Below are 24,067 nucleotides of genomic sequence, written 5' to 3'. Positions count from 1 at the left end.
GCAGTTTACCCCTCTACCCGCACGATACGCAAAATATTCGTAGCCCCCGGCGTACCAAAGGGAACACCCGCCGTCACCACGAGCTTCTGCATCGCATGGGCCATCTCGGTTTCCCGCGCGACCCGGCAGGCAATAGCCACCATATCGTCGAACTCGCGGCAATCGTCGCAGACCACGGGGTGCAGCCCCCACACCAGCGCCAAGCGCTGCGCTGTTTCCGGGCGGGCGGTCAGCGCCAGAATGCGCGTGCTGGGCCGTTCACGCGCCACCCGCAGCGCTGTAAGGCCCGAGGAGGTGAAGGTCACAATCGCGGCGGCCTTAATGGTTTCCGCCACTTGGGCCGACGCGGCGGCCACGGCATCGGACGCGGTTTCGTCATGGGTCGGCACTTCAGCCATCATCAGCGACCGATAAAGGCTGTCGCGCTCCGTCCGGCAGATGATGCGTTCCATAATGCTGACCGCTTCGATCGGATATTGCCCCGCCGCCGTCTCGGCAGAGAGCATCACCGCATCCGCCCCGTCATAAACGGCAGTCGCCACGTCCGAGGCTTCGGCGCGCGTCGGCGTCGGGGCGGTGATCATCGATTCGAGCATCTGGGTTGCCACGACCACCGGTTTCCCGGCGCGGCGGGCGGCGCGGACGATGCGACGCTGCAAGGCCGGCACATCTTCCGGCGGCATTTCCACCCCAAGGTCGCCACGCGCCACCATCAGCGCATCAGAGAGGGTGATAATATCGTCGAGATGATCGATGGCCGACGGTTTTTCGATCTTTGACAGAACCCCCGCGCGGCCCCCGACCAGCTTGCGTGCTTCCGCCACATCCTGCGGGCGCTGCACGAAGGACAGGGCGACCCAATCCACCCCCAATTCCAAGGCAAAGGCCAGATCGGTGCGGTCTTTTTCGGTCAGGGCGGCCAGATCGATGATCGCATGGGGCACATTCACGCCCTTGCGGTTCGACAGCGGCCCGCCGGTAATGACCTCCGTCTCGGCAAAGTCGGTGCCGTTTTCGACAATCCGCAGGCGAACCTTGCCATCATCCAGCAAAAGATCCTGGCCTGGGGCAATAGCGGCAAAAATTTCGGGGTGCGGCATGCCAACGCGCGTGGCCGTGCCTGGCGTGAGGTCGAGATCGAGGCGAAAGCGCTGCCCCGCCGTTAGCTCCACCTTGCCCTCGGCAAAGGTCGCGATGCGCAGCTTCGGGCCTTGCAGATCGGCCAGAATACCAATCGGGCGCCCAACCTCTGCCGCAACGCGGCGAACGGTATGGTAGCGGGCGGCGTGATCCTCGTGGCTGCCGTGGCTGAAGTTCAGGCGGAACACATCCGCCCCGGCCTTAATCAGCGCGGCGATCCTTTCCGGGCTGGAACTGGCCGGACCCAGGGTAGCGACAATTCGGGTACAGCCTTCACGACGCATCTTATCCTCCCCAGAGCTGATTATGCCGCCACTGTCGGAGGAACCACAGAAATTATCAAGTGAAATCAATTTGTTAGAGTGTAGTGAGCGAGTTGCTCACTACATGTTCGCATCCGCAAGATCAGCGTTTTGGCACCAAAACTTCGCGCTTGCCCACGTGATTGGCCGCACTGACCACGCCTTCCGCCTCCATCTTTTCGACCAACCGGGCCGCCCGGTTGTAGCCAATCTGCAGGTGACGTTGGATAAAGCTGGTCGAAGCCTTGCGTTCGCGCGCGACCAGGGCGACCGCTTGATCATAGAGCGCATCGCCGTCGCTGTCGGTATCGCCGCCGCCCGCGGCAGCGGTTGCCTCGTCATCCTCTTCCAACACGGCATCGACATAGGCGGGTTCGCCCTGTTGGCGCAGGAATTGCGCGATTTGTTCGACTTCTGCATCGGAAACGAAGGGGCCGTGGACGCGGGTAATCCGCCCGCCGCCCGCCATATAGAGCATATCGCCCTGCCCCAGCAGTTGTTCCGCCCCCGATTCGCCCAGAATGGTGCGGCTATCGATCTTGCTGGTCACCTGGAAGCTGATCCGGGTGGGGAAATTCGCTTTGATCGTGCCGGTAATAACATCGACCGAGGGTCGCTGCGTCGCCATGATCAAATGAATGCCCGCCGCCCGCGCCATTTGGGCGAGGCGTTGGATCGTCGCTTCAATCTCCTTCCCCGCCACCAGCATCAGATCGGCCATTTCATCGACGACGATGACAATGTAGGGCAGCGGATCGAGGTTCAGCGGCTGATCTTCAAACAAAGGCGTGCCGGTCACTTCATCGAAGCCCACCTGCACCCGGCGGGTGCGCGACGCGCCGCTATCGGTCAGTTCGGCGCAGCGGGTGTTATAGCTCTCGATATTGCGCACGCCGATTTTCGCCATCGCGCGATAGCGGTTTTCCATCTCGCGCACGGCCCATTTTAGCGCAACGACCGCCTTCTTGGGGTTGGTGACGACCGGCGTCAGCAGATGCGGAATACCGTCATAGACCGATAGTTCCAGCATCTTCGGATCAATCATGATCAGGCGGCACTGTTCCGGGGTCAGCCGGTACAGGATCGACAGGATCATCGCATTGATGCCAACCGATTTGCCCGAGCCGGTGGTCCCGGCGATCAGCAGATGCGGCATCTTGGCAAGATCGGCCACCACGGTGGTTCCGCCGATATCCTTCCCCAGCACCAGCGGCAGGCGGCGGGCGGGATCGGCGAAATCGGGATGGGTTAGCACGTCACGGAAAAGCACCGTCTCGCGCCGGGCGTTCGGCACTTCGATCCCCATAACGGTCCGGCCCGGTACGGTCGCGATGCGCACGGCCAGCGCCGCCATCGAACGGGCGATATCTTCCGACAGGCCGATGACGCGGGCCGATTTGGTGCCGGGGGCCGGGTCAAGCTCGTACATGGTCACGACGGGGCCAGGACGCGAATTGACGATTTCCCCCCGCACGCCGAAATCTTCCAGCACCGATTCCAGCAGCCGGGCATTCTGTTCAAGAGCGGCGGTGGACGGCAGCGCCGTTTCGGCGGGCGGCTCCAGCAGCATGGTTACCGGCGGCAGGCTATGCTCGCCCGAGGGTTCGGGCAGGCCAGGGTAAGCGGTCGGCTGAAATGCCCCGGCCTTGGTTTCGGCCTTCGCGACGACCCGCTTGTGCGTCACGGTTTCATGGGACGGTTTCGGGCCAACCACGGACGGCGCGGCGCTCGGGGCGGTCGCCGTCTCCTGCCGCGCGGCGGCAACGAAGGCCGGGGCATCGAGATCGGCTGCGGCATCGGGGGCAGACGGGCGCGGCGCATCCGCCGCCGTGACCGGGCGTCCGAAGCGCGGTTCGGCCCGGCTTTCCCCGCCCGCCGTCTTCGCCATAAACGGATTGACCGGCTTGGCCCCGCCCTTGCGGTTCAGCAGCCCCCCGAGGCCGGAGGCAATCGGCGGCATTTTCACCGCCAGCGACGGCACATCGATGCTGGGGCGCGACGGCATCGGCAGCCCTTGCGCGCGGGCACGCAACTGCCCCATCTGCTTCCGCAGTTCGCGCCACTCGCGCCCGCCAAAGCCCAGCGCCCAAATCGCCAGGAAACCCGTGCAGCCCGCCGCGATCAGCCCAATGGTGGACCGGCTGGCGCCGCCGATCATCGGCCCCAAGGCGCTAATCGGCTTAAAGGCCAATTCGCCGATCACCCCGCCCGGCCCAGCGGGCAAACCATAGGCGATCCCATGCGGCAAGGCGCCCGCTGCCAAAGCCGCGCAGATTAGGGTCGGCGGCAGCAGCGAAACGCGCAGCCACAGGCGCGTCAGCCCGTGATTGGCGAACAAACGCCAGCCCCAGGCGGCAAGAATACCGATCAGGGCGAGATGGGCGAGGCCCAGCGTCTGTAAACCCACATCGCTGACCGTCGCGCCGAAAGCGCCCAGCAGATTGCGCACCGGCCCTCCCGTTGCCTTCAGCGGCGACGGATCGGCGGGATAATAGCTGAGATAGGCGAGGAACAGCGCCGCCGACAGCAGCAGCAGCACGAGGCCCGCCGTCTCCTCCACCCGCCGGATGATGAACTTATCGGCTCCGACGGGGAGCAGCGCGGCGCGGCCCTTCCCACTGGCGAAATCGGTCATCGGGCAGGCTCCTCAAGGGTTTGGAGGCAGTCGGCGAGACGGGTCAAAGCCGCGCGGATCACCTCCGGCGGATGCACCAGGGCAACGCGAATATAGGCGGCACCGGGGTTGGAGCCATCGGCCTGATCGCGGGCGAGATAGCGGCCCGGCAGGACTTTCAGCCCCGCGTCGCGCCACAAGGCACGGGTCGCGGCTTCACCATTTCCGACGTTCAGCCACAGGAAGAAGCCGCCCGGCGGCGTGAAACGGCCCCAGCGGTCGCCGATGATCTCGGCAGCGGCGGCAAAATTGGCGCGGTAGATGGCGCGGATCTCTTCGACATGGCTGTCGTCACGCCATAAGGCCGCCGCTGCGGCCTGGATCGGCAGCGGCATCCCTGCCCCGCCATATTCCATCACCCGCGTCAGCGCGCCGATAATGGTGGCATCGCCGGCCACGAACCCGGAGCGCAGCCCCGGCGCGCTGGAGCGTTTGGACAGCGAGTGGAAAACGACGAGATTATCCAGCGCCCCGCTGGCCTGGGCGACCTCCAGCCCGCCGGGCGGCGGCGTTTCCGCATAAATCTCGGCGTAGCATTCGTCGAGCGCCAGCACGAAATCATACTGACGGGCGAGCGCCAGCAGCCGGGCCAGATAGGGCTTCGGCGCCACGGTGCCTTGCGGGTTCGCCGGGGTGCAGAGATAGAAGATCGCCGTGCGGGCCAAAAGCTCCGGTGTCAGCGCGTCGAGATCGGGCAGAAAGCCGTTTTCCGCGGTTGCATCGACGAACACCGGCTCTGCCCCGCCCAGCACCGATGCCCCGGCATAGACCTGATAAAAGGGGTTCGGCATGACGACGGCGGGCACCTGCCCGTTCTTCGCGGTCGGAATCGCCGCCAGCCCGAGCAGGAACAGCGCCTCGCGCGTGCCCGGCGCAGGAACGATCGTCTTATCGGGGTCGATAAACCCGTCAGCCAGCCCATAGCGGCGGGTCAGCCAGCCCGCTGCGGCGGCCTTCCAATCGGGTGCCCCGGCGGCGGGTGGATATTTGTTGAAGCTGGCAGCGGCCCCCGTCAGGGCCGTCATCGCCAGCGGCGGCGTCGGTAGTTGTGGTTCGCCGATGGACAGCAGCAGCGGCGCGGGATCGACCGGCGGGGTGACGTCCGCCAGCAGCGCTGCTAGGCGCCGGAACGGATAATCTCCCAATTTATCGAGTCGATTATTAAGCATGGTTTAGCCCGAAATCCGCCGCATTAAGCGTCCTACGATTTATGACGCAGGGCTAAAGATGCCATTCAGCGCTTTGTCTTACAACACAAAAATCTCTTAACTTAAAGCAATGTGTTAATTCGAGGATTGCCGGTATGATGCGTAAGACGTTAACCGGCGTCAACCTTTCGGCGGGTCTCCTATCATGAGGAAACCTATGGCCCCGCCAAACCGGCGCATTCCCTTGTATGACGCGGCAGCGGCCCCCTGACCAGCCCCCGACCAGCCCATGAGCAGAAAATCACACACCGCGCCGACTTGGCTCAAATGCCGCCCAAACGAAAAAGGGGGCCGCCGCAGCAGCCCCCTTCCCCGTGCAAACGGATGGGATCGGCTTAGTGAACCGATTCGCCGTGCAGGCGCAGGTCGAGACCTTCGCGCTCCGCATCCACATCAACCCGCAGGCCGACGATCAGATCGACAACCTTGAGGATGATGAAGGTAACGATGGCGGTGTAAACTAGGGTCACGCCGATACCATAGAGCTGCAGCAGCACCTGACCGCTATTGCCTTCCAGCAGGCCCGACTTTTCGGGAACGCCGGTGATGGCCTGGCTGGCGAAAACGCCGGTCAGGATCGCACCGACGATACCGCCAACCCCGTGCACGCCCCAGGCGTCCAGGCTGTCGTCGTAGCCGAGGGCGTTCTTCAGGCTGGTGGCCGACCAGAAGCAGATCACGCCCGAGATCAGACCGATGATGATCGCCGCACCCGGCCCGACGAAACCGGCGGCAGGGGTGATAGCGACGAGACCAGCAACCGCACCCGAGATGATCCCGAGGATCGAGGGCTTACCGCGCATGGCCCATTCGGCGAACATCCAAGCGAGAGCGGCGGCGGCGGCGGCAACCTGGGTCGCCAGCATGGCCATACCGGCACCAACGCCCGCCGTGACGGCCGAACCGGCGTTGAAGCCGAACCAGCCCACCCACAGCAGCGAGGCGCCAATAACCGACAGCACGAGGTTGTGCGGCAGGAACATTTCGGTGCCATAGCCGCGACGCTTGCCGATCACGATAGCCGCGACCAGACCGGCGACACCGGCATTGATGTGAACGACCGTCCCGCCCGCGAAATCGAGCACGCCCGCCGACCCGAGGAACCCACCGCCCCAGACCCACTTGGCCACCGGCACATAGCACAGCAGCAGCCAGAAGATCGTGAACAATACCAGGGCCGAAAACTTCATGCGGTCGGCGATGGCGCCAGTGATCAACGCGACGGTGATGATCGCGAAGGTCATCTGGTAGGTGACGAAAACCGTTTCCGGGATCGTCGCGGCTAGGCTGTTCACGCTATCCAGCGTGACCCCCGCCAACAGCACGTTCGACAGACCGCCGATAAAGTCGCTGCCTTCGGAGAAAGCCAGGCTGTAGCCGACCAACACCCACAGGATGGTGACGATGCAGGTGATCGCGAACGACTGCATCACGGTGGACAGCACGTTCATCTTGCGGACCATACCGCCGTAGAACAGCGCCACGCCTGGAATGGTCATCATCAGCACAAGCAGAGTGGAGACCAGCATCCAGGCGGTATCGCCCGTATCGATTTTCGGCTTAGCCGCTTCTTCGGCCAAGGCCGGGGCGGCGGCCAGCGCAACCGCTGCCAGGGCCGCCAAACCACGGCCGACCTTTTTCACGCTTTCCTGCATAGGGAAGGTTCCTTCTTGTCGAACGTCGGGGGTCGTGAAACCGGACATTAGAGCGCGTTGCCGTCGGTTTCGCCGGTGCGGATGCGCACGGCACGGGTCAGATCGAGGACGAAGATCTTGCCATCGCCGATGCGGCCCGTATGGGCGGCCTTTTGGATGGCTTCGACAACTTGGTCTTCCAGTTCGTCGGCAACCGCCACTTCGATCTTTACCTTCGGCAGAAAGCTAACGGCATATTCTGCACCACGGTAGATTTCGGTCTGGCCCTTTTGGCGGCCAAACCCCTTCACTTCCGACGCCGTCAGCCCTTGGATGCCAAGCGCCGTCAGCGCTTCGCGTACATCCTCTAGCTTGAACGGCTTTATGATCGCAGTGATCAGTTTCATAGCCCGGTTTCTCCCTTGTCACGCCGCAGTGAACGGCATCGGTTGCAGCAAATTCAAAAAGCGTGCCGCAATGCGAAACCGGGATGAATCAGCCATATTTTCGCCTAAGTCTCGCTTTGGGCGCTCAAATAATAGGCAATGACTGTTTTTTAATCAATGAATTGGGGTTAAAAACAAATAAGCCGTTACCATTTTCGGGTAACGGCCTGTTTTGTTTAGAAAAAATTTAGAAAGCTTGCCGTAAAATCGGGCGGGAGTGGAAAACCGACCGAATTCTGCCTGTTTTCGCGCCACCCGGTCGGGAGGGCGGTTAGGGAATATCGCCCGGGGCGGGTTCGCTGCGCACCCCACGCTTCGAGGTGGTCGCTGCGGCTTCCGCCACCGTTGCATTGGCGGGAAGCTGTTGCAGCAGCGTATCGGCGAAGGAAATGAAGCGCTGCTGGTCTTCCTTATCCTTGCCTTCCGCCAGCATATCCTGCACCAGGGCGGGCACATTGCGCAGCGGGTCGATATGGCGCCCGTCGACGATCAACTCGAAGTACAGATGATTGCCGGAAGCGATCCCCGTGCGCCCGACCGTGCCGATCACCTGACCTTGCCGCACCGGCGCGCCTTCGCGCAGCCCCTTGGCGAATTGATCGAGGTGGGCATAGATCGTTTCCGTCCGGTCATCATGAACAATACGGATATATTTGCCGTAGCCACGATGAAACTTGACGGTTTCGACGATCCCATCGCCCGCCGCCACCACCGGGGTGCCGCGTGGCGCCGACCAATCGACGCCCTTGTGGAACTTACGCGCCCGCAGCACCGGATGCATGCGCCAACCGAAACCGGACGTCATGCGCTGGCCCGGCAGCGGGTGGATAAAATCCGGCCCCTGCGCCAACCGCACCTTGCCTTCCTGGTCGATCAGATGGGCCGTGCCTTCTTCCGGAACGTAATAGTACAAACGGCGGCTCTGCCCAGCGTGGCTCAGTTCCGCCGACGTCAACACCGGTTCGGCGGTTTGATCGGACGAGGCACGGTATAAGACATCGAAGGAAAGATCGTCGGTCGAGGCCAGCGGCATCTTGCCATCGGCGGCGAAACTATCGAGCACCTGCTGCACGACCGAGGTTGGCAAACCGGCGGCGGCCAGCGCGGGGCCGAGGTCGCCTTCCTGCACTTGCCCGGCAACGCGCAGATGGAACCCGAGCGGCGCCTGTTCAGGCGGCGCATCGGTGAACACACGGCGCGCCCCCTCCGGCTTCGGGGTGGGCGTAAAGGGACCAACGGAAAAAGCCTCGAGACGGGCGGTTTCCCGACTAACTTCCCCCGGCGGGGCGGCGGGCGGTTCGCTAACCACAGCCACCTCAGCAGCAGGCGCCGGGAGCGTCTGATCGGGCACCGGAACTGCCGCGACTGGTGCCTCTACTGCCGGCGCTGCGGCGGTGACGGGCGCGGACAGGGGCGCAACCGGCGCCGGATCAGCCACCAACGTCGCCGGGGCATTGGTGCCGCGCAGCCACGTGTAGGAGACCGGGCCGTCTAGGGCCAAGGAAACGGAAATCACCTGCACCCGGCGCGGGTCGCAGCTATCGACGTACCGCGCAACGATGACCGACCCACCGGTCAAACTGCCCCCTGCCCGTTCGGTAAGGGTGCGCAGCGAGCTATCGGCTTCCGCGCGGGTCAGCCCCAACCCTTCAAGGCGGCGGTTGATGCCTTCAAGCGCCGTCACCGGCAGGGTCTGAAAATCGGCATCAACCAAGTTCGGCACGCAGCCCGGCGGCAACGGCGCCGCGCTCGCGGGGATAACCTCGGGCGCGGGGGGGGACGGCGCTTTGACCGGCACGGCCTTCGGGGCCGATTTCGGGACCGGGGCTTTGACGGTGACGGGTTTGGTCGGCGCGGATTTGGTCGGTGCGGTTTTCTGGCCGGTCTTCGCCACAGCAGACTTCGGCGTCGGGGCTTTCGGCGCGTCCGGCTTTTGAGCGGCAACCGACGCGGTCTTTGGCGCCGACTTCGCCGGAGCCGGTTTCCCAGTCGCGACGGTAGGCTTGGTTGCCGGACGCTTTTCCGTCACTTCCTTGCCGGGTTTAGCGTCGGCGGGGGTGGTGGTCTTTGCGGTGGCGACGCAAGGGACAGCGATCAAGGACAAAAATAGTGCAGTAAGCACAGGTGCCCGCTGAACTCCCTTCGTCATACGTCCCTCCCGCCTTTAAACAGATGGGAGAGTCACTACAGGAGGTTTTTCCGCTTGTCCAGGTAATACCCCTCCCGCAGGTGCGCTTCGCTTATAGCAAGATTGAAGGTGTCGCTCAAAATATCCAGTCGATATTTTTGGGTAATATTGGTTAATCTTGCAAACACTCCCCAATAAAACTCCTGCTAAAGTTTCTGAAAATTTTGGCGATTCTTAGGCGGTTTGGATTTGAGACAAAAATTGATCGACATGCTCGCGCATGTTGGCGATCTGACCATTGATCGAGGTCGCCGCCTGCAACACTTGCTGCGCTGCATTCCCGGTTGATTTCGCTTCGGTCGTTACGACCTGGGCTTGCTCGGTCAGGCCGGATGCGCCAACCGCCGCCTGCCGCACGTTCTGCGCAATCGCCATCGTCGCCTGCCCCTGCTGCGATACGGCGGCGTTGATCGTCATCGCGCCTTCATTCATTGACCGAATGATCGCGCCGATCTTTTCGATCGCATCGACCGTGCTACCGGTCGCGGTTTGGATCGCGCCAACCTGGGCCTGAATATCCTCGGTCGCTTTCGCCGTCTGGGTCGCGAGGTTCTTGACCTCGCTCGCCACCACGGCAAACCCCTTGCCCGCTTCCCCGGCGCGCGCCGCTTCGATGGTCGCATTCAGCGCCAGCAGGTTGGTCTGGCTGGCGATCGCATTGATGAGCTGAACGATTTCGCCGATGCGATGGGCAGCATCGGCCAAGCCGCGCACTTGCCCCGTCGTCGTATCGACGCTGACCACCGCATCGCCCGCCATTTGCACCGAGCGCTGGACCTGATGGGAGATCGCCTTCACCGACTGGCTCAGTTGATCCGCCGCCGTCGCCACCGATTGCACATTGCGCGTGGTATCATCCGCCGCCGCCGTCATCGCGCTAGTGTGGCTGATCGACGCATCGGCCAGCGAGGCCATATTCTGCGATTGGCTGATCATTTGCCCCGCTGCCCCAGCGACCGAACTCACGAGGGCCGCGACCGAGGCTTCGAAATTGCGGCTAACCTCCTGCATCGCCTGGCGCTTGGAGGCGCGCGCCGCCTCCTCAAGCTGCGCCTGTTCGGCCTGCAGCGCATCCATCCGTTCAGCGTTATCCTTGAAGACCTGAACCGACCGCGCCATCGCGCCAATTTCGTCTTGGCGTCCCAGGCTGGGAATCACCAGATTGCGCGCGCCATTGGCCAGCTCTTGCATCGTGCCAGAAATGCGGCGCAGGGGCTTCGAGATCATCCAGCCGATCACCGCGACCAGGACCACGACCAGCAGCACCATGATCACCAGCGCCGCAAGGCTGCTGTTGGTCACCGAGCTTTGGATCATGCGGTTCTGGGCGTCAAGGCTCCAGGCAATCGCAATCGCGCCGCGCACGGCATCGCCACGCCGACTGGTCACGGGGGAGACGATGACCATATGGTCCGCCGTCACCAAAACCGCACTGCGGAACTCTTTCAGCGTCGGCAAAGCCTCGGCGAACGTCTTATCGACGGGATAGGGCGGCAGGCGCTTGCTTTCGTCATCATATTGAATGATGACCTTGCCATCGATATCGAAGGCCGCTACGCTCGCAAGGGTTGAATCGGGCCGTTTGGCCAGCGGCATATATTCCGCTTCCACCCCGGCGCCATCGCCCCCGGCCACCGCCGTGCGCACAGCGACCGCCAGCATTTCCGATTTAATCGTTGCTTCCTGCCGCAGGGTTTCCAACAGATTGTCCCGCGTGGCACGCACCTGTAAGGCAATCAAAACCGAAAAACTGACCAAAACGGCCAGGGTCAGCATGACCGCGACCTTGCGGGTCAAAGTCCAAAAAGACGTCATCCCATGTCCCCCCGTGCCCAAAGCGGCGGCGACAACGGTCTCCCCCACGGTGACCGTCCTCCACAGCGACCGAAACACGCCCGAAACGCATTAAATTAACACGCACAAACCGTGCCGTTCCCGGCCCATCTCTTCTGCGCCATCCCGGATTTTCCGGTTATACTGGGGCGCGGCGGCGGGCCTTTAGGAGCGGCATCCCTGCCATTCGGAGTCTCGATACCTGACCTGTGACAGAAATGAAACTGAAATAGTATGTGACCAATCGCCGTCGGTTACAAAAGAAAGATTTTAAGCAAATGCGGAAAGAAATGGTAAAAAAATTACTAATGCTCCCCCGATTCGGCAGTATTCTCTGCCTCGCGCTTTTACTCGTCGGCTGCGCCCAACGCCCCGCCGCCCCGCCCCGAGACGCCTCGGCGCCCCCCCGGGTAGAAAGCGGATCGGAAGCCTATCTCGCCTGCCAGGCCAACCTATCGGAAGTCGGATGGGATTTCGAACCAATCGCCGACTTCAGCACGCCGGACGGCTGCGGTGTTAGTGAAGCCGTTAAGCTGCAGCGCTCGACGATGGTGCTCAGCCGCCCGACCGTCGTGACCTGTACCCTCGCCTATGCCATCGCCCGCTTCGAGTTCGAAGTGTTGCAGCCGCTAGCCGAAGAGCTGTTTAAAAAAGAAGTGAAGCGCATCGACCATGTGGGGTCGTATAATTGCCGGGGCATCCGCAATAACCGCGCCCGCCTATCGGAACACGCCAAGGGCCGCGCGATCGATATTATCGGCGTTGAATTAACCGATGGTACGAAGATCCGCGTCGAAGCCGATTGGGCCGATAAAGGGCCGAAGGGCCAATTCCTGCGCCGGGCGGCAAAAACCGCCTGTTCGCTGTTCAGCGTCGTGCTGGGGCCGAACGCCGACCGCGATCACCGCGACCATCTGCATCTCGATGTCGGCCCGCAGCGCTATTGCGGGGCCTGACGATGGCGCAGCCCGTAAGCCATGACGGCCCCCGCCACCGATAGGGCGGCCATCGCATAAAAGCCCGCGCCGCCCACCGCCGCATACAGCGGGCCGACCAGCATATAGGCGATGCCCGAGCCGATCCCCAACGGCAGGGCGGCATAAAGCCCCTGCGCCCGGGCGGAGGTGCCCGGCGGGCTGCATTCGCTCAGTAACTGCATCGACCCAAGATGCACCGCGCCGAACGTCAGGGCGTGCAAAGCCTGCACGAGCAACAGGCTATTGAACTCCGCCGTGGTGCCCAGCACCGACCAACGCAGCAGCCCCGCCGCGCCCGCAATCATCAGCAGGGCAACGGGGCGGCGCAGAAAGCCAATGCGCGGCACGACAGCAAATAGAATGATCTCGAACACCACGCCTTCGGCCCACAAGACGCCAATCTGTTCTTTACTCAGCCCCATCTTCTGCCAGTGCAGCGAGGAAAAGGCGTAGTAGAAGATATGGGCGTTTTGCAGCAGCGCCGCCGTTAGATAAAGCCGTCGCAGCGCCGGGATACGCAAAAGACCGATGAAGCCGCGCAACATTTCGCCAAGATCGGGCCTTGTTGCCGGACGGGCCGCCGTCGGGGCATCGATCAGCCCTCGGCTGGCAAGAACGGCGGCGGCGACAAGCGCGGCCATGATCAACACAATCGGCTCCGGTCCGCTCGCCTGCAAAATCGGCCCAAGCGCCAGCGCCACGACCAAAAACGCCGCCGACCCCCAGGCCCGCACCTGACTGTAGGCGAAGGCGCCCGACCGGGCTGTGGCTAGCGTCGTCGCGTCGGTAATGGCGACGACCGCTGCCTGCAAGGCGGTTGCCAGGGCCGACAGCACCAGGATCGGCACGAAGGAGGGGGCGAAATGCTGCCCGGCCATCAATAGCGCGACCAGCGCCAGAATCGCCGTAATCAAATCGCGCTTGCGGGTAACCTGATCGGCCAATTGCCCCGCCAGCAGGGTGAAAACGACCTTCATCGTCATCCCCGCCGCGAAAACAAGACCGATCTGCGCCGCGCTTAACCCGCGATAATCGAACCAGACCGCCAGAAAGGGGGTCGATACCCCCATCGAGCTATAAAAGGCCGCGAAAAACAGGCTGAAGCGCAGATAACTACTCATACGATATCCTTGCCCGGCTGCCCGCCGCGCGTCGAGATACCGTGGCGGCATGGAACCTATGCCTATGCCCCGTAGCGCAAGCTTGCTATAGACGCCGCATCTGAGAAGGAGTGAGCGCGATGCCCCGTTGGACGCCCGGCGAAACCCTGGTTCTGGCCACCCATAATCCCGGTAAAGTGCGGGAAATCGAAGATTTACTGCGGCCCTTCGCTGTTCCAGTGGTTGCCGCCGGGGCGCTGGGCCTGCCGGAGCCCGAGGAAACCGGCCTGACCTTTATCGCCAACGCCGAACTGAAGGCGCGCGCCGCCGCCGAAGGCTCGGGCAAACCTGCTTTGGCCGATGATTCGGGCCTGTCGGTCGCGGGTCTTGATGGGGCGCCGGGGATTTATTCCGCCCGCTGGGCCGGGCCGGGCAAGGATTTTGCCGTCGCGATGGAGCGGGTACGCACGGAACTGGGGGACAATCCCAACCGCGCCGCCGCCTTCCACTGCGCCCTATCGCTCGCGTGGCCCGATGGTCAGATCGTGACCTTTGAAGGCATCATCGAGGGCACACTAACCTTCCCGGCGCGCGGGCCGCATGGCTTCGGCTATGATCCGATTTTCGTGCCGAACGGTCACAGCATCACCTTTGGCGAAATGGACCCTGCCGCCAAACACGCGATCAGCCACCGCGCCCGCGCCTTCGAACAGTTGGTGAAAGCCGTTTTCGCGTGACCCTGCCGCCCGACCCGCGCCCTTTTGGCATTTACGTGCATTGGCCGTTCTGCCGGTCGAAATGCCCGTACTGCGACTTTAATAGCCATGTGCGCGAAAAAATAGCAGCCGACGCCTGGGAAGCTGGATTGCTCGCCGATCTTAAGCGCCAGAAGGCCCGGTTCGAGGCTGCGGGGCTGGGCACGCGGGCGGTTTCGTCCATCTTCTTCGGCGGCGGTACCCCGTCGCTGATGGCGCCGCGCACGGTTGCGGCGGTGATCGAGACTATCGCCCACCTTTGGCCATTGACCGCCGACTGCGAAATCACCCTGGAGGCGAACCCAACCTCCGCCGAGGCCGAGAATTTCGCGGGCTATGCTGCCGCCGGGGTCAACCGCCTGTCCATCGGCGTGCAGGCGCTGGAAAAGGACGCACTGGGCTTTCTCGGGCGCACCCATGATCCCGAGGAAGCCCGCCGCGCCATCGGCTTGGCGGCAAAACATTTCCCGCGTTTTAGCTTCGATCTGATCTACGCCCGCCCGAACCAAAGCACTGCCGCTTGGGAAGCCGAATTGAAACAGGCGCTGGACCTCGCGGTCGGGCATCTATCGCTTTATCAACTGACCATCGAACCCGGCACCGCCTTCTACGGCGCCCATGCGCGCGGCGATTTTGCCCTGCCGGATGACGCGCTGGCGGGCGATCTTTATGAGGCGACCCAGGCGCTGCTCTCCGCCGCCGGGCTACCCGCTTACGAGATTTCCAACCACGCCCGCCCGGGGCAGGAAAGTCGTCACAATCTTCTCTATTGGCGCTATGGGGATTACCTGGGCACCGGTCCCGGCGCCCACGGGCGGCTGACGCTCGACGACGGCTCCCCGCTCGGCCTAAAGCGCGCCACCCGTGCGCACAAGGCCCCGGAGACCTGGCTTGCGGCCCTGGAGCGTGGTGAGGACGGATTGACGGAGACCGAATCCGTCGCCCTGTCCGACCGGCTAATCGAACTCACCATGATGGGCCTACGCCTGACCGAAGGCATTCCTGTCGCCCGCTTCTGGCGCGAAATCGGCCAACCGCCGGAAAGCACTTTGGACCCGACCGGGCTATCGCGCATGATCGACGGCGGTTTCCTAACCCTCACCGATACCCGCATCGCCGCCACCCTGGCCGGGCGGCAGCGGCTAAACGCCTTGCTGACGCAAATTTTGCCGGAGGATGCGGCATGATCGACCTTTTCCCCCTCGCCCGCCCCTTTTTGCACCGCATGGACCCGGAAGATGCCCACGGGCTGACGCTGAAGCTGCTGGGCGCCGGTCTGGTGCCGCCCGTGCCGGTGCCGCCGCTGCCGCGCCTCGCCACCCATATCGTCGGGCGGGACTTGCCACACCCGCTGGGGCTATCGGCGGGGTTCGATAAAAACGCACGCGCCTTTTTCAACTTCCCGACCCTGGGGGTCAGTTTCGGTGAAATCGGGGGCGTGACCCCGCTGCCGCAGATCGGCAATCCGCGCCCGCGCCTGTTTCGGCTAACGGAAGATCGCGCCGTTATCAACCGCATGGGCTTTAACAATGATGGGATGGACGCGGTTGGCGCCCGCTTTGCCGCCAAGAAACGCCCGGATCAGGTGGTGGGCGTCAATCTGGCGTCGAATGCCGATAGCGCCGATCCGGCGGATGATTTCGTGCGGCTGGCGCGCCGCTTCGCCGATAAGGCCGATTTCCTGACCTTGGATATTTCCTGCCCGAATACGGCCAATGGCAAAATGTTCCTCAGCCCCGGCCCTCTGCGCGATCTATTGGACCGGTTGGCCGCGCTGTTCGCCAGCGGGGTGCGCCGCCCGCCGCTGGTCGCCAAGATCGCGCCGGATATCGATGATGCGGGGCTGGATGCCGTGCTGGCGGTGCTACTGGAAAAAGGCATCGACGCGCTGACCCTCAGCAATACGACCCTTGCCCGGCCCGACGGTCTAAAAAGCCCGCAGAAAGATGAACGCGGCGGCCTATCTGGTCTGCCGCTGTTCGGACTTTCGACGGAGATTTTGGCGAAAGTCTTCCGGCGCACGCGCGGCAGCCTGCCGCTGATCGGCGTCGGCGGGATCGCCAGCGGCGCCGACGCCTATGCCAAGATCAAGGCCGGGGCCAGCGCACTGCAGCTCTATAGCGCCCTCGTCTACGACGGCCCCTGGGCCGTCCGCCGCATCCTCATAGAGTTGGACGCCTTACTTGCCCGCGACGGGCATACCCGCCTGACCGACGCCGTGGGGATCGAAGCCTAAGGCCTACCGTTCGCGCTTGATCAATTGAATAATTGACTCTAGCGTGAACAAAAATTCAGGGAGGCCGGAGTGGCGTTCGATCTGGTGATTTTCGACTGCGACGGGGTCTTGGTCGATAGCGAAGTGATTAGCTGCGCCAGCTTGGCCGATCAACTGACCGCCGCCGGTCTACCCACCAGCCACGAGGAGGTGATGGCCCGCTTCCTCGGGCGCAGTACCGCCGCGATTGCCGAGGATTTCCGCGCCCGCACCGGGAGCGAGTTACCGGAGGAGTTTCTGCCGCGCTTTCGACTCGATGTCGCCGAGCGCATGCGACGCGAGCTTCTACCGATCCCCGATATTCAAGGGGTTCTGGAGGGGTTGCGCACCCTCGGCCTGCCGTTTTGCGTCGCCTCCTCCTCCGAGCGGCCCCGGCTCGACCTTGCGCTCACGCTCACCGGCCTAATCGACTTCTTCGATGCACGGATTTTCAATGCGGCGATGGTGGCGCGCGGCAAACCGGCGCCCGATCTCTTTCTGCACGCCGCCGAAACCCTGGGGGCCGATCCCGCCCGCTGCCTAGTGATCGAGGATAGCCCCGCCGGGGTTCTGGCCGGAAAAGCCGCCGGAATGACCGTCTGGGGCTTTACCGGCGGCAGCCATCAACGCGCCGGGTCGGCGGAAACACTGGTAAAGGCCGGGGCGGATCGCCTATTCAATAGGATGCAAGAGTTCGACGTGCCGGAGTTTACCCGCAATCATGGCCAGCAGCGACACCGACAAGTCGCGCCTCGATGACGCCGCCCGCGCGGGCTGGCTCTATTTCATCGCGGGCAATACTCAGGACGAGATTGCAAAAAAGCTAAACGTCTCGCGCCCCACGGCGCAGCGGCTCGTCTCCTTGGCCGTCTCCGAACGGCTGATCACCTTCCGGCTCGACCATCCCATCGCAGCCTGCCTCGAGTTGGCGGCGCGGCTGACGGCGCGCTATGGGCTACTCTATTGCGACGTGGTGCCGACGGACCCGGACTCGACCAGCAGCACCCTCGGCATCGCCCAATCGACCGCCGCCTTCATCGAACAGAAGCTACGGTCGGAAAAGCCGATCATTCTGGCGGTCGGTACCGGCCGCGCCCTGCGCGCCGCCGTTGAACAATTGCCGCGCCTCACCTGCCCGCTGCACGATGTCGTTTCGCTGATCGGCAATATCTCCCGCGACGGCACCGCCAGTTTTTATGATGTGCTGAGCCGCCTCGCCGATCTCACCCAAGCCCGGCACTACCCAATGCCATTGCCGATCTTCGCCACCTCGCCGGAGGAGCGGGAGTTGCTGCTCGGCCTGGATGCGGTCAAGAAAGTGCGCAGCCTCGCCAACCGCGCCGATGTCACCCTGGTCGGCGTCGGCCAGATCGATGGGCAGGCACAATTGCATGTGGATGGCTTCATCACCCGCGAAGAATTGATGGATATGATCCGCATGGGCGCGGTCGGCGAGGTGGCCGGTTGGGCCTTCAATGCGGACGGTCAGATTCTCGACGGCGGCACCAACCGCACGCTGATGAGCGTGCCGCACCAAGTGCCCGCGCAACGGCTGATCGTCGGCGTCGCGCAGGGCAGTGCAAAAATTGAGGCGATTCGCGCCGCCCTCAAGGGGCGGATTCTAAGCGGCCTGATCACCAACGAAGCCACGGCCCAAGCGCTTCTGGGGTAAATCCTCCCCCGGCCAAACCTTTCTTTTTGCAGCGCAATAATCCCCGGCGCAGGCGCCTGCCTGCGGCGAAAGCGCGCGTTTTGCGATTGACAGGGCGGCCTCGAAAATTGAACATACGCTCACTACAAGAACATATGCTCATCCTTTAGGGAGGATACCAATGCGTATGACCCTCGGTGCTCTGTTGGGCGCCGTCTCTCTGCTCGCGCTGCCTGCCGCCGCCCAAACCAAGCTGACCATCGCCACCGTGAACAACGGCGACATGATCCGCATGCAGGGCATGACGGCCGATTTCACCGCCAAGAACCCCGGTATCACCGTTGAGTGGGTGACCTTGGAAGAAAACGTGCTGCGCCAGCGCGTGACCACCGACATTTCGACCAAAGGCGGCCAGTTCGATATTCTCACCATCGGCACCTACGAAGTGCCGATTTGGGCCAAGCAAGGCTGGCTGGTGCCGCTCGATAAGCTCGGCGCCGACTATGACGTCGATGATCTGTTGCCCGCCATCCGGTCGGGGATTTCCGAAGGCGGCAAGCTCTACGCGGCGCCTTTCTACGGCGAAAGCTCCTTCGTTATGTACCGCACGGATCTGTTCCAGAAGGCGGGCCTGACCATGCCGAAGGAACCGACCTGGGATTTCATCGCCGAGGCCGCGAAGAAGGTCAGCGATCCCGCCAGCCAAACCTATGGCATCTGCCTGCGCGGCAAAGCAGGCTGGGGCGAGAATATGGCCTTCCTGACCGCGATGGCCAATTCGATGGGCGCGCGCTGGTTCGATGAAAAATGGAAGCCGGAATTCGACGGGCCGGAGTGGAAGAAGACCCTGTCCACCTATGCCCAGATCATGAAGGAGTCCGGCCCGCCCGGTGCCTCCTCCAACGGCTTTAACGAAAACCTCGCCCTCTTCAATGCCGGGAAATGCGGCATGTGGATCGATGCCACCGTCGCCGCCTCCTTCGTGACCAATCCGAAGGAAAGCACGGTCGCCGATAAGGTTGGCTTCGCCATCGCCCCGAATGCGGGCCTGGGTAAGAACGCTGGCTGGCTGTGGGCGTGGAATCTGGCGGTTCCCGCCGGTTCCAAGAAGACCGACGCCGCGCAGAAGTTCATCGCCTGGGCGACCAGCAAGGACTATACGAAGCTCGTAGCCGCCAAGGAAGGTTGGGCGAATGTACCGCCGGGCACGCGCAAGTCGCTCTATGCCAATCCCGACTATCAGAAGGCCGCGCCCTTCGCCGAACTGACCCTATCGGCGATCAACGCCGCCGATCCGATCAAGAGCACGGTGAAGCCGAAGCCCTATGTGGGCGTGCAGTTCGCCGCGATCCCGGAATTCCAGGGCATCGCCACCCGCGTCGGTCAGGCTTTCTCCGGCGTCATCGCGGGCGCAACGTCGGTAGACGATGCGCTGAAGTCGGCGCAATCGCTGACCGAACGCGACATGAAGCGGGCCGGTTACATTAAGTAAGATCCCCTCCCGGACTGGGGATAGCGTGATCCGTCGCGCTATCCCCCCTTTTTCTTCAGTTTTGGGAGCACCGGCATGGCCACCCGCCATAATAGCATCGCCGCCCGGCTCGCCCTGTCGCCCTCGGTCGTCCTGCTGTTTTTGTGGATGATCGTGCCGCTGGGGCTAACGCTGTATTTCTCCACCCTGCGCTATAATCTTCTATCGCCGGGCACCGAAGGCTTCATCGGCTTTGAAAATTACGCCTATTTCCTGACCGATCCCGATTTTCTGACCGCACTTAAGAATACCCTGGTGCTGGTTGGCGGGGTCTTGGCGATTTCCATCGTCTTCGGTATCGGCATTGCCTTGTTGATCGATCAGCCGATGTTCGGCCAGGGCCTCGTGCGCATCATGGTCATCACGCCGTTTTTCGTGATGCCGACAGTCAGCGCGCTGGTGTGGAAAAACCTGCTGATGCACCCGGTTTCCGGCCTATTTGCCTGGGTCGCGGGCCTGTTCGGCCTTCAGCCGATCGATTGGTTCGGCCAGATGCCGCTGTTTTCGGTCATTCTGATCGTCGCTTGGCAGTGGTTGCCCTTTGCCGCGCTGATCCTGCTGACTGCTTTGCAATCCCTGGATGGGGAACAGAAGGAAGCGGCCGAAATGGACGGGGCCGGGCCGTTTTCCTATTTCTTTTATATCGTCCTGCCGCATCTCGCCCGGCCGATCACCGTGGTGATCATGATCGAGACGATTTTCCTGCTGTCAGTCTTCGCGGAAATTTTCGTGACAACCGGCGGCGGCCCCGGTGTGGCGACGACCAATATCGCCTTTCTGGTCTATGCCCAGGCGCTTATTCAATTCGATGTCGGCGGCGCCTCCTCGGGCGCGATCATCGCCGTCATCCTCGCGAATATCGTCGCCTTCTTCCTCGTCCGCCTCGTCGGCAAGAATTTGGAGGCGTGATATGGCCCGTGCCACCCCCCTGCCCCGCCGCCTGATCAATACCGCCGCCGCCTGGGCCGTTGGGCTGCTGATGTTCCTGCCCGTGCTGTGGATGGTGCTAACCAGCTTCAAGACCGAGCTTGAAGCCTTCGCCATGCCGCCGAGCTTCCTTTTCTTTGATTGGACGCTGGAAAATTACCTGACCGTGCAGGAGCGCAGCGACTATCTGCACCACGCCTGGAATTCGATTTTCCTCAGCTTCGGCGCCACCATCTTCGGCTTGCTGCTGGCGATCCCCGCCGCCTGGGCGATGGCCTTCGCGCCGAACAAGCGCACCAAAGACCTGCTGCTGTGGATGCTCTCCACCAAAATGATGCCCGCCGTCGGCGCGCTGGTGCCGATCTATCTGATCTTCCGCGATACCGGCTTGCTGGATAACCGCTGGGGGCTGCTGGTCGTCCTCGGTATGGGCAATCTACCGATCGTGGTGTGGATGCTCTACACCTACTTCAAAGAAATCCCCAAGGACATCCTGGAAGCGGCGCGGATGGATGGCACCAATTTGGGCCAGGAAATCCTGTTCGTACTGTTGCCGATGGCCGTGCCGGGCATCGCCTCCACCGTGCTGCTGAACGTCATCCTGGCGTGGAACGAAGCGTTTTGGACGCTGAACTTAACGACCAAATCCGCCGCGCCGCTGACCATGTTCATCGCGGCCTATTCCAGCCCGGAAGGGTTGTTCTGGGCGAAGCTCTCCGCCGCCTCCACCCTCGCCATCGCCCCCATTCTCATCGTCGGCTGGTTCAGCCAGCGCCAGCTTGTGCGCGGTTTGACCTTCGGCGCGGTGAAATAAGAAAAGAAGGAGCGACCTCATGGGCGCGATCCAGCTTAAAGGTGTCAAAAAATCTTTCGGGGCCGTTGATGTCATCCCCGGCGTCGATCTCTCGATCAACGATGGCGAGTTCGTCGTCTTTGTCGGCCCCTCTGGCTGCGGTAAATCCACCCTGCTGCGGCTGATTGCCGGGCTGGAGGATGTCAGCGGCGGTGCCATTCTGATTGATGGACAGGATGTTGCCCCGCTGCCGCCCGCCAAGCGCGGCCTGTCGATGGTCTTCCAGTCCTACGCGCTCTATCCGCACATGAGCGTGCGCAATAATATCGCGTTCGGGCTGAAGATGGCCGGGATGCCGAAGGCAGAGATCGACAAGAAGGTCGATGCCGCCGCCGCGATCTTGAACCTCACCCCCTATCTCGACCGCAAACCCGGCGCGCTGTCGGGCGGGCAGCGGCAACGGGTGGCCATCGGTCGCGCGATTGTGCGCCAGCCGAAAGCCTTTCTGTTCGACGAGCCTTTGTCGAACCTCGACGCCGCTTTGCGCGTGCAGATGCGGCAGGAAATTACCCGGCTGCAACGGCAGCTCGCCACCACCGCCATTTATGTCACCCACGATCAGGTGGAGGCCATGACAATGGCCGATAAGATCGTAGTGCTGAATGCCGGACGGGTGGAGCAGACCGGCTCGCCGCTCGACCTCTACGACCACCCGGCAAACCTCTTCGTCGCCGGGTTTATCGCCTCCCCCAAGATGAATTTCATCACCGGGGCAGAAGCGGAACGCGAAGGGGCGGCCACCCTCGGCATCCGGCCCGAACATCTCAACCCCACCCGTGACGGGGCGGGCTGGCGCGGCACCGTGGTCGCAGCAGAGCATCTGGGCAGCGATACCTTCCTCTATACCGACGTCCCCGGCATCGGCGCGATGACGGCGCGGGTCCAGGGCGAAGTTGGCCTTAAGGTCGGCGATAGCGTCGCCCTGGCCCCGGACCCCGCCCGCCTGCATCGTTTCAACGCCGCCGGAAAGGCGATCTGACCATGAAACTTCAAGGGAAGGTCGCCGTCATTACCGGCGGCGCGCGCGGCATCGGCCTTGCCATCGGCGCGCGCTATGTGGCGGAAGGCGCCACCGTTTTTCTGGCGGATCGGGATGTGGAGGAGGCCGTAAAAGCCGCCGCCGCCCTCGGCCCGCAGGCTCAGGGCATCGCCCTTGACGTGACCGATGCGGCCTCCATCGAGGCGATGGTCAAGGCCGTGATCACGCAGGTGGGCGGCATTGATATTCTGGTGAACAACGCCGCCGTCTTCGACATGGGGCCGGTGCTGGAGGTGACGGAGAAAAGCATCGACTTTCTCTTCGCCGTCAACGTGAAGGGCCTGTTCCTTTGCCTGCAAGCCGTGGCGCGGCAGATGGTGGCGCAGGGGCGCGGCGGCAAGATCATCAATATGGCCTCCCAAGCCGGGCGGCGCGGCGAGGCGTTGGTCTCGATCTATTGTGCCACCAAGGCCGCCGTCATCAGCCTCACCCAATCCGCCGGGCTCGATCTGATCAAGCACCGCATCAATGTGAACGGCATCGCGCCGGGCGTTGTCGATACCCCCATGTGGGACGAGGTTGATGCTCTCTTCGCCCGCTATGAAAACCGGCCCCTGGGCGAAAAGAAGCGCCTGGTCGGGGAAGCCGTCCCCTATGGCCGCATGGGCAGCCCGGAGGATCACACCGGCGCCGCCGTCTTCTTAGCCTCCGCCGACGCCGATTATGTCGTCGCCCAAACCCTCAACGTCGACGGCGGCAATTGGATGAGCTGATCTCGCCGCCGTTCTTTTCAGTCCCTAGCCTGCCGTGGAAACTGCCATGTACCTGAATAAATTCAAGCTCACCAACCGCGTCGCCCTGGTTACCGGCGGCGGGCGCGCCATCGGCCTCGGGTCAGTCGAAGCGCTGGCCGAAGCGGGCGCGAAGGTCATCATTGCCGATTTCGATGCGGCCGTTGCCGCCGACGGCCAGGCCCAGATGAAGGCCAAGGGCTATGACGTCGATACCGTGATTATGGACGTGACCGACAGCGCCCAAGTCAGCCGCGTTGCCGACGAAACCGTCGCCAAATACGGCAAGATCGATATTCTGGTGAATAATGCCGGGATCGCCCGCAGCGAAACCCCCGCCGAAACCGTAGCCGACGAGCATTGGTTGAACGTCCTCGACGTCAATCTCAACGGCACCTTCTGGTGCTGCCGCGCTTTCGGGAAGCATATGCTGGCCGCTAAAAGCGGCACCATCGTCAACATCGGCTCCATGTCCGGCTTTATCGTCAATAAACCGCAGGAGCAGAGCTATTACAACGCCTCGAAAGCCGCCGTGCATCACCTGACCAAATCGCTCGCCGCCGAATGGGGCGCGCGCGGCGTGCGGGTGAATGCCGTCGCCCCGACCTATATCGCGACGCCGCTGAATGAATTCGTGAAGTCGAAGCCGGAGATGTATAAAGCATGGCTGGACGGCACCCCGATGGCCCGCCTGGGCGAGATCGACGAAATCGCCTCTGTCGTGCTGTTCCTCGCTTCCGATGCCGCAAGTCTGATGACCGGCAGCGTCGTGGTGGTGGATGGCGGGTACACCTGCTGGTAAAGCTAGGCCAACGATAAAAAGA

Annotated in this window: 20 protein-coding genes; 12 read left to right on the top strand and 8 right to left on the bottom strand. The window is 62.9% G+C overall.

Translation table 11 applies throughout. The annotated features are described in order from the left end of the window. Positions 1 to 5 precede the first annotated feature (5 nt). From pyk to CHR90_RS08380, 7 genes are all read right to left on the bottom strand, one after another. Complete coding sequence (pyk, locus tag CHR90_RS08410) at positions 6 to 1,424, bottom strand: pyruvate kinase (RefSeq protein ID WP_094408538.1); 1,419 nt, start codon at positions 1,422 to 1,424, stop codon at positions 6 to 8. 121 nt (positions 1,425 to 1,545) lie between these two features. After that, positions 1,546 to 4,077 (bottom strand): DNA translocase FtsK, encoded by a 2,532-nt coding sequence (locus CHR90_RS08405; RefSeq protein ID WP_094408537.1) that lies wholly within the window; start codon positions 4,075 to 4,077, stop codon positions 1,546 to 1,548. Further along, the gene (locus CHR90_RS08400; RefSeq protein ID WP_094408536.1) at positions 4,074 to 5,285 is read right to left on the bottom strand and encodes an aminotransferase class I/II-fold pyridoxal phosphate-dependent enzyme; all 1,212 of its coding nucleotides are present in this window, start codon (positions 5,283 to 5,285) and stop codon (positions 4,074 to 4,076) included. Before CHR90_RS08400 ends, CHR90_RS08405 begins: the two co-directional genes overlap by 4 nt. Before the next feature lie 374 nt (positions 5,286 to 5,659). Further along, entirely contained in the window at positions 5,660 to 6,979 is a 1,320-nt protein-coding gene (locus tag CHR90_RS08395) for an ammonium transporter (protein ID WP_094408535.1), read from the bottom strand. A 47-nt stretch (positions 6,980 to 7,026) separates the two neighbouring features. Next, the gene (gene glnK, locus CHR90_RS08390) at positions 7,027 to 7,365 is read right to left on the bottom strand and encodes a P-II family nitrogen regulator (RefSeq protein ID WP_094408534.1); all 339 of its coding nucleotides are present in this window, start codon (positions 7,363 to 7,365) and stop codon (positions 7,027 to 7,029) included. A gap of 310 nt (positions 7,366 to 7,675) precedes the next feature. Beyond that, positions 7,676 to 9,553, bottom strand: coding sequence for a M23 family metallopeptidase (locus CHR90_RS08385; protein WP_094408533.1), 1,878 nt, complete (start codon positions 9,551 to 9,553; stop codon positions 7,676 to 7,678). Between the two features lie 213 nt (positions 9,554 to 9,766). Beyond that, a complete protein-coding gene (locus CHR90_RS08380; RefSeq protein ID WP_094408532.1) occupies positions 9,767 to 11,407 on the bottom strand; it encodes a methyl-accepting chemotaxis protein in 1,641 nt (546 codons plus the stop codon). A 326-nt stretch (positions 11,408 to 11,733) separates the two neighbouring features. On the opposite strand from CHR90_RS08380, the gene CHR90_RS08375 reads away from it, so the two are divergent. Next, the gene (locus CHR90_RS08375; protein WP_170941349.1) at positions 11,734 to 12,381 is read left to right on the top strand and encodes an extensin-like domain-containing protein; all 648 of its coding nucleotides are present in this window, start codon (positions 11,734 to 11,736) and stop codon (positions 12,379 to 12,381) included. On the opposite strand, the gene CHR90_RS08370 is transcribed toward CHR90_RS08375, so the two are convergent. Further along, positions 12,366 to 13,523: an MFS transporter gene (locus CHR90_RS08370; protein WP_170941348.1), complete on the bottom strand. Its 1,158-nt coding sequence runs from the start codon at positions 13,521 to 13,523 to the stop codon at positions 12,366 to 12,368. The genes CHR90_RS08375 and CHR90_RS08370 overlap by 16 nt on opposite strands. 119 nt (positions 13,524 to 13,642) lie before the next feature. Here CHR90_RS08370 and rdgB point away from each other — a divergent pair, with 119 nt between their 5' ends. The 11 genes from rdgB (at position 13,643) to CHR90_RS08315 (ending at position 24,045) form a co-directional block, all read left to right on the top strand. Beyond that, positions 13,643 to 14,239, top strand: a complete 597-nt coding sequence (gene rdgB / locus CHR90_RS08365) for an RdgB/HAM1 family non-canonical purine NTP pyrophosphatase (protein WP_094408529.1) — start codon at positions 13,643 to 13,645, stop codon at positions 14,237 to 14,239. After that, positions 14,236 to 15,444, top strand: coding sequence for a radical SAM family heme chaperone HemW (hemW, locus tag CHR90_RS08360; RefSeq protein ID WP_229671542.1), 1,209 nt, complete (start codon positions 14,236 to 14,238; stop codon positions 15,442 to 15,444). The genes rdgB and hemW overlap by 4 nt, the downstream gene beginning before the upstream one ends. Next, positions 15,441 to 16,493, top strand: a complete 1,053-nt coding sequence (locus tag CHR90_RS08355) for a quinone-dependent dihydroorotate dehydrogenase (protein WP_094408528.1) — start codon at positions 15,441 to 15,443, stop codon at positions 16,491 to 16,493. The genes hemW and CHR90_RS08355 overlap by 4 nt, the downstream gene beginning before the upstream one ends. 69 nt (positions 16,494 to 16,562) lie before the next feature. Continuing rightward, complete coding sequence (locus tag CHR90_RS08350) at positions 16,563 to 17,270, top strand: HAD family hydrolase (protein WP_094408527.1); 708 nt, start codon at positions 16,563 to 16,565, stop codon at positions 17,268 to 17,270. Beyond that, positions 17,233 to 18,183, top strand: coding sequence for a sugar-binding transcriptional regulator (locus CHR90_RS08345; protein WP_094408526.1), 951 nt, complete (start codon positions 17,233 to 17,235; stop codon positions 18,181 to 18,183). The genes CHR90_RS08350 and CHR90_RS08345 overlap by 38 nt, the downstream gene beginning before the upstream one ends. Positions 18,184 to 18,349: 166 nt before the next feature. Beyond that, positions 18,350 to 19,654 (top strand): ABC transporter substrate-binding protein, encoded by a 1,305-nt coding sequence (locus tag CHR90_RS08340; RefSeq protein WP_170941347.1) that lies wholly within the window; start codon positions 18,350 to 18,352, stop codon positions 19,652 to 19,654. Between the two features lie 75 nt (positions 19,655 to 19,729). Beyond that, a complete protein-coding gene (locus tag CHR90_RS08335; protein WP_094408524.1) occupies positions 19,730 to 20,602 on the top strand; it encodes a carbohydrate ABC transporter permease in 873 nt (290 codons plus the stop codon). A gap of 1 nt (position 20,603) precedes the next feature. Beyond that, positions 20,604 to 21,434: a carbohydrate ABC transporter permease gene (locus tag CHR90_RS08330; RefSeq protein WP_094408523.1), complete on the top strand. Its 831-nt coding sequence runs from the start codon at positions 20,604 to 20,606 to the stop codon at positions 21,432 to 21,434. Between the two features lie 19 nt (positions 21,435 to 21,453). Next, a complete protein-coding gene (locus CHR90_RS08325) occupies positions 21,454 to 22,452 on the top strand; it encodes an ABC transporter ATP-binding protein (RefSeq protein WP_094408522.1) in 999 nt (332 codons plus the stop codon). 2 nt (positions 22,453 to 22,454) lie between these two features. Beyond that, a complete protein-coding gene (locus CHR90_RS08320; RefSeq protein ID WP_094408521.1) occupies positions 22,455 to 23,225 on the top strand; it encodes an L-iditol 2-dehydrogenase in 771 nt (256 codons plus the stop codon). Positions 23,226 to 23,271: 46 nt separating this feature from the next. Then, positions 23,272 to 24,045, top strand: a complete 774-nt coding sequence (locus tag CHR90_RS08315; protein ID WP_094408520.1) for an SDR family NAD(P)-dependent oxidoreductase — start codon at positions 23,272 to 23,274, stop codon at positions 24,043 to 24,045. Positions 24,046 to 24,067 lie beyond the last annotated feature (22 nt).

Origin of the sequence: Elstera cyanobacteriorum (assembly GCF_002251735.1) — a bacterium.
GTDB lineage: Bacteria > Pseudomonadota > Alphaproteobacteria > Elsterales > Elsteraceae > Elstera > Elstera cyanobacteriorum.
Note: the sequence above shows the minus strand (reverse complement) of the source record. Positions and strands in the feature narration are given on the sequence as shown.

Excerpts from the sequence above, each read along its gene's own strand:
- glnK (WP_094408534.1), bottom strand. The coding sequence starts at position 7,365 with ATGAAACTGATCACTGCGATCATAAAGCCGTTCAAGCTAGAGGATGTA.
- CHR90_RS08380 (WP_094408532.1), bottom strand. The coding sequence starts at position 11,407 with ATGACGTCTTTTTGGACTTTGACCCGCAAGGTCGCGGTCATGCTGACC.
- CHR90_RS08375 (WP_170941349.1), top strand. The coding sequence starts at position 11,734 with ATGCTCCCCCGATTCGGCAGTATTCTCTGCCTCGCGCTTTTACTCGTC.
- CHR90_RS08385 (WP_094408533.1), bottom strand. The coding sequence starts at position 9,553 with ATGACGAAGGGAGTTCAGCGGGCACCTGTGCTTACTGCACTATTTTTG.
- rdgB (WP_094408529.1), top strand. The coding sequence starts at position 13,643 with ATGCCCCGTTGGACGCCCGGCGAAACCCTGGTTCTGGCCACCCATAAT.
- pyk (WP_094408538.1), bottom strand. The coding sequence starts at position 1,424 with ATGCGTCGTGAAGGCTGTACCCGAATTGTCGCTACCCTGGGTCCGGCC.
- CHR90_RS08335 (WP_094408524.1), top strand. The coding sequence starts at position 19,730 with ATGGCCACCCGCCATAATAGCATCGCCGCCCGGCTCGCCCTGTCGCCC.
- CHR90_RS08340 (WP_170941347.1), top strand. The coding sequence starts at position 18,350 with ATGACCCTCGGTGCTCTGTTGGGCGCCGTCTCTCTGCTCGCGCTGCCT.
- CHR90_RS08330 (WP_094408523.1), top strand. The coding sequence starts at position 20,604 with ATGGCCCGTGCCACCCCCCTGCCCCGCCGCCTGATCAATACCGCCGCC.
- CHR90_RS08355 (WP_094408528.1), top strand. The coding sequence starts at position 15,441 with ATGATCGACCTTTTCCCCCTCGCCCGCCCCTTTTTGCACCGCATGGAC.
- CHR90_RS08395 (WP_094408535.1), bottom strand. The coding sequence starts at position 6,979 with ATGCAGGAAAGCGTGAAAAAGGTCGGCCGTGGTTTGGCGGCCCTGGCA.
- CHR90_RS08345 (WP_094408526.1), top strand. The coding sequence starts at position 17,233 with ATGGCCAGCAGCGACACCGACAAGTCGCGCCTCGATGACGCCGCCCGC.
- CHR90_RS08325 (WP_094408522.1), top strand. The coding sequence starts at position 21,454 with ATGGGCGCGATCCAGCTTAAAGGTGTCAAAAAATCTTTCGGGGCCGTT.
- CHR90_RS08400 (WP_094408536.1), bottom strand. The coding sequence starts at position 5,285 with ATGCTTAATAATCGACTCGATAAATTGGGAGATTATCCGTTCCGGCGC.
- CHR90_RS08320 (WP_094408521.1), top strand. The coding sequence starts at position 22,455 with ATGAAACTTCAAGGGAAGGTCGCCGTCATTACCGGCGGCGCGCGCGGC.
- CHR90_RS08405 (WP_094408537.1), bottom strand. The coding sequence starts at position 4,077 with ATGACCGATTTCGCCAGTGGGAAGGGCCGCGCCGCGCTGCTCCCCGTC.
- CHR90_RS08315 (WP_094408520.1), top strand. The coding sequence starts at position 23,272 with ATGTACCTGAATAAATTCAAGCTCACCAACCGCGTCGCCCTGGTTACC.
- CHR90_RS08370 (WP_170941348.1), bottom strand. The coding sequence starts at position 13,523 with ATGAGTAGTTATCTGCGCTTCAGCCTGTTTTTCGCGGCCTTTTATAGC.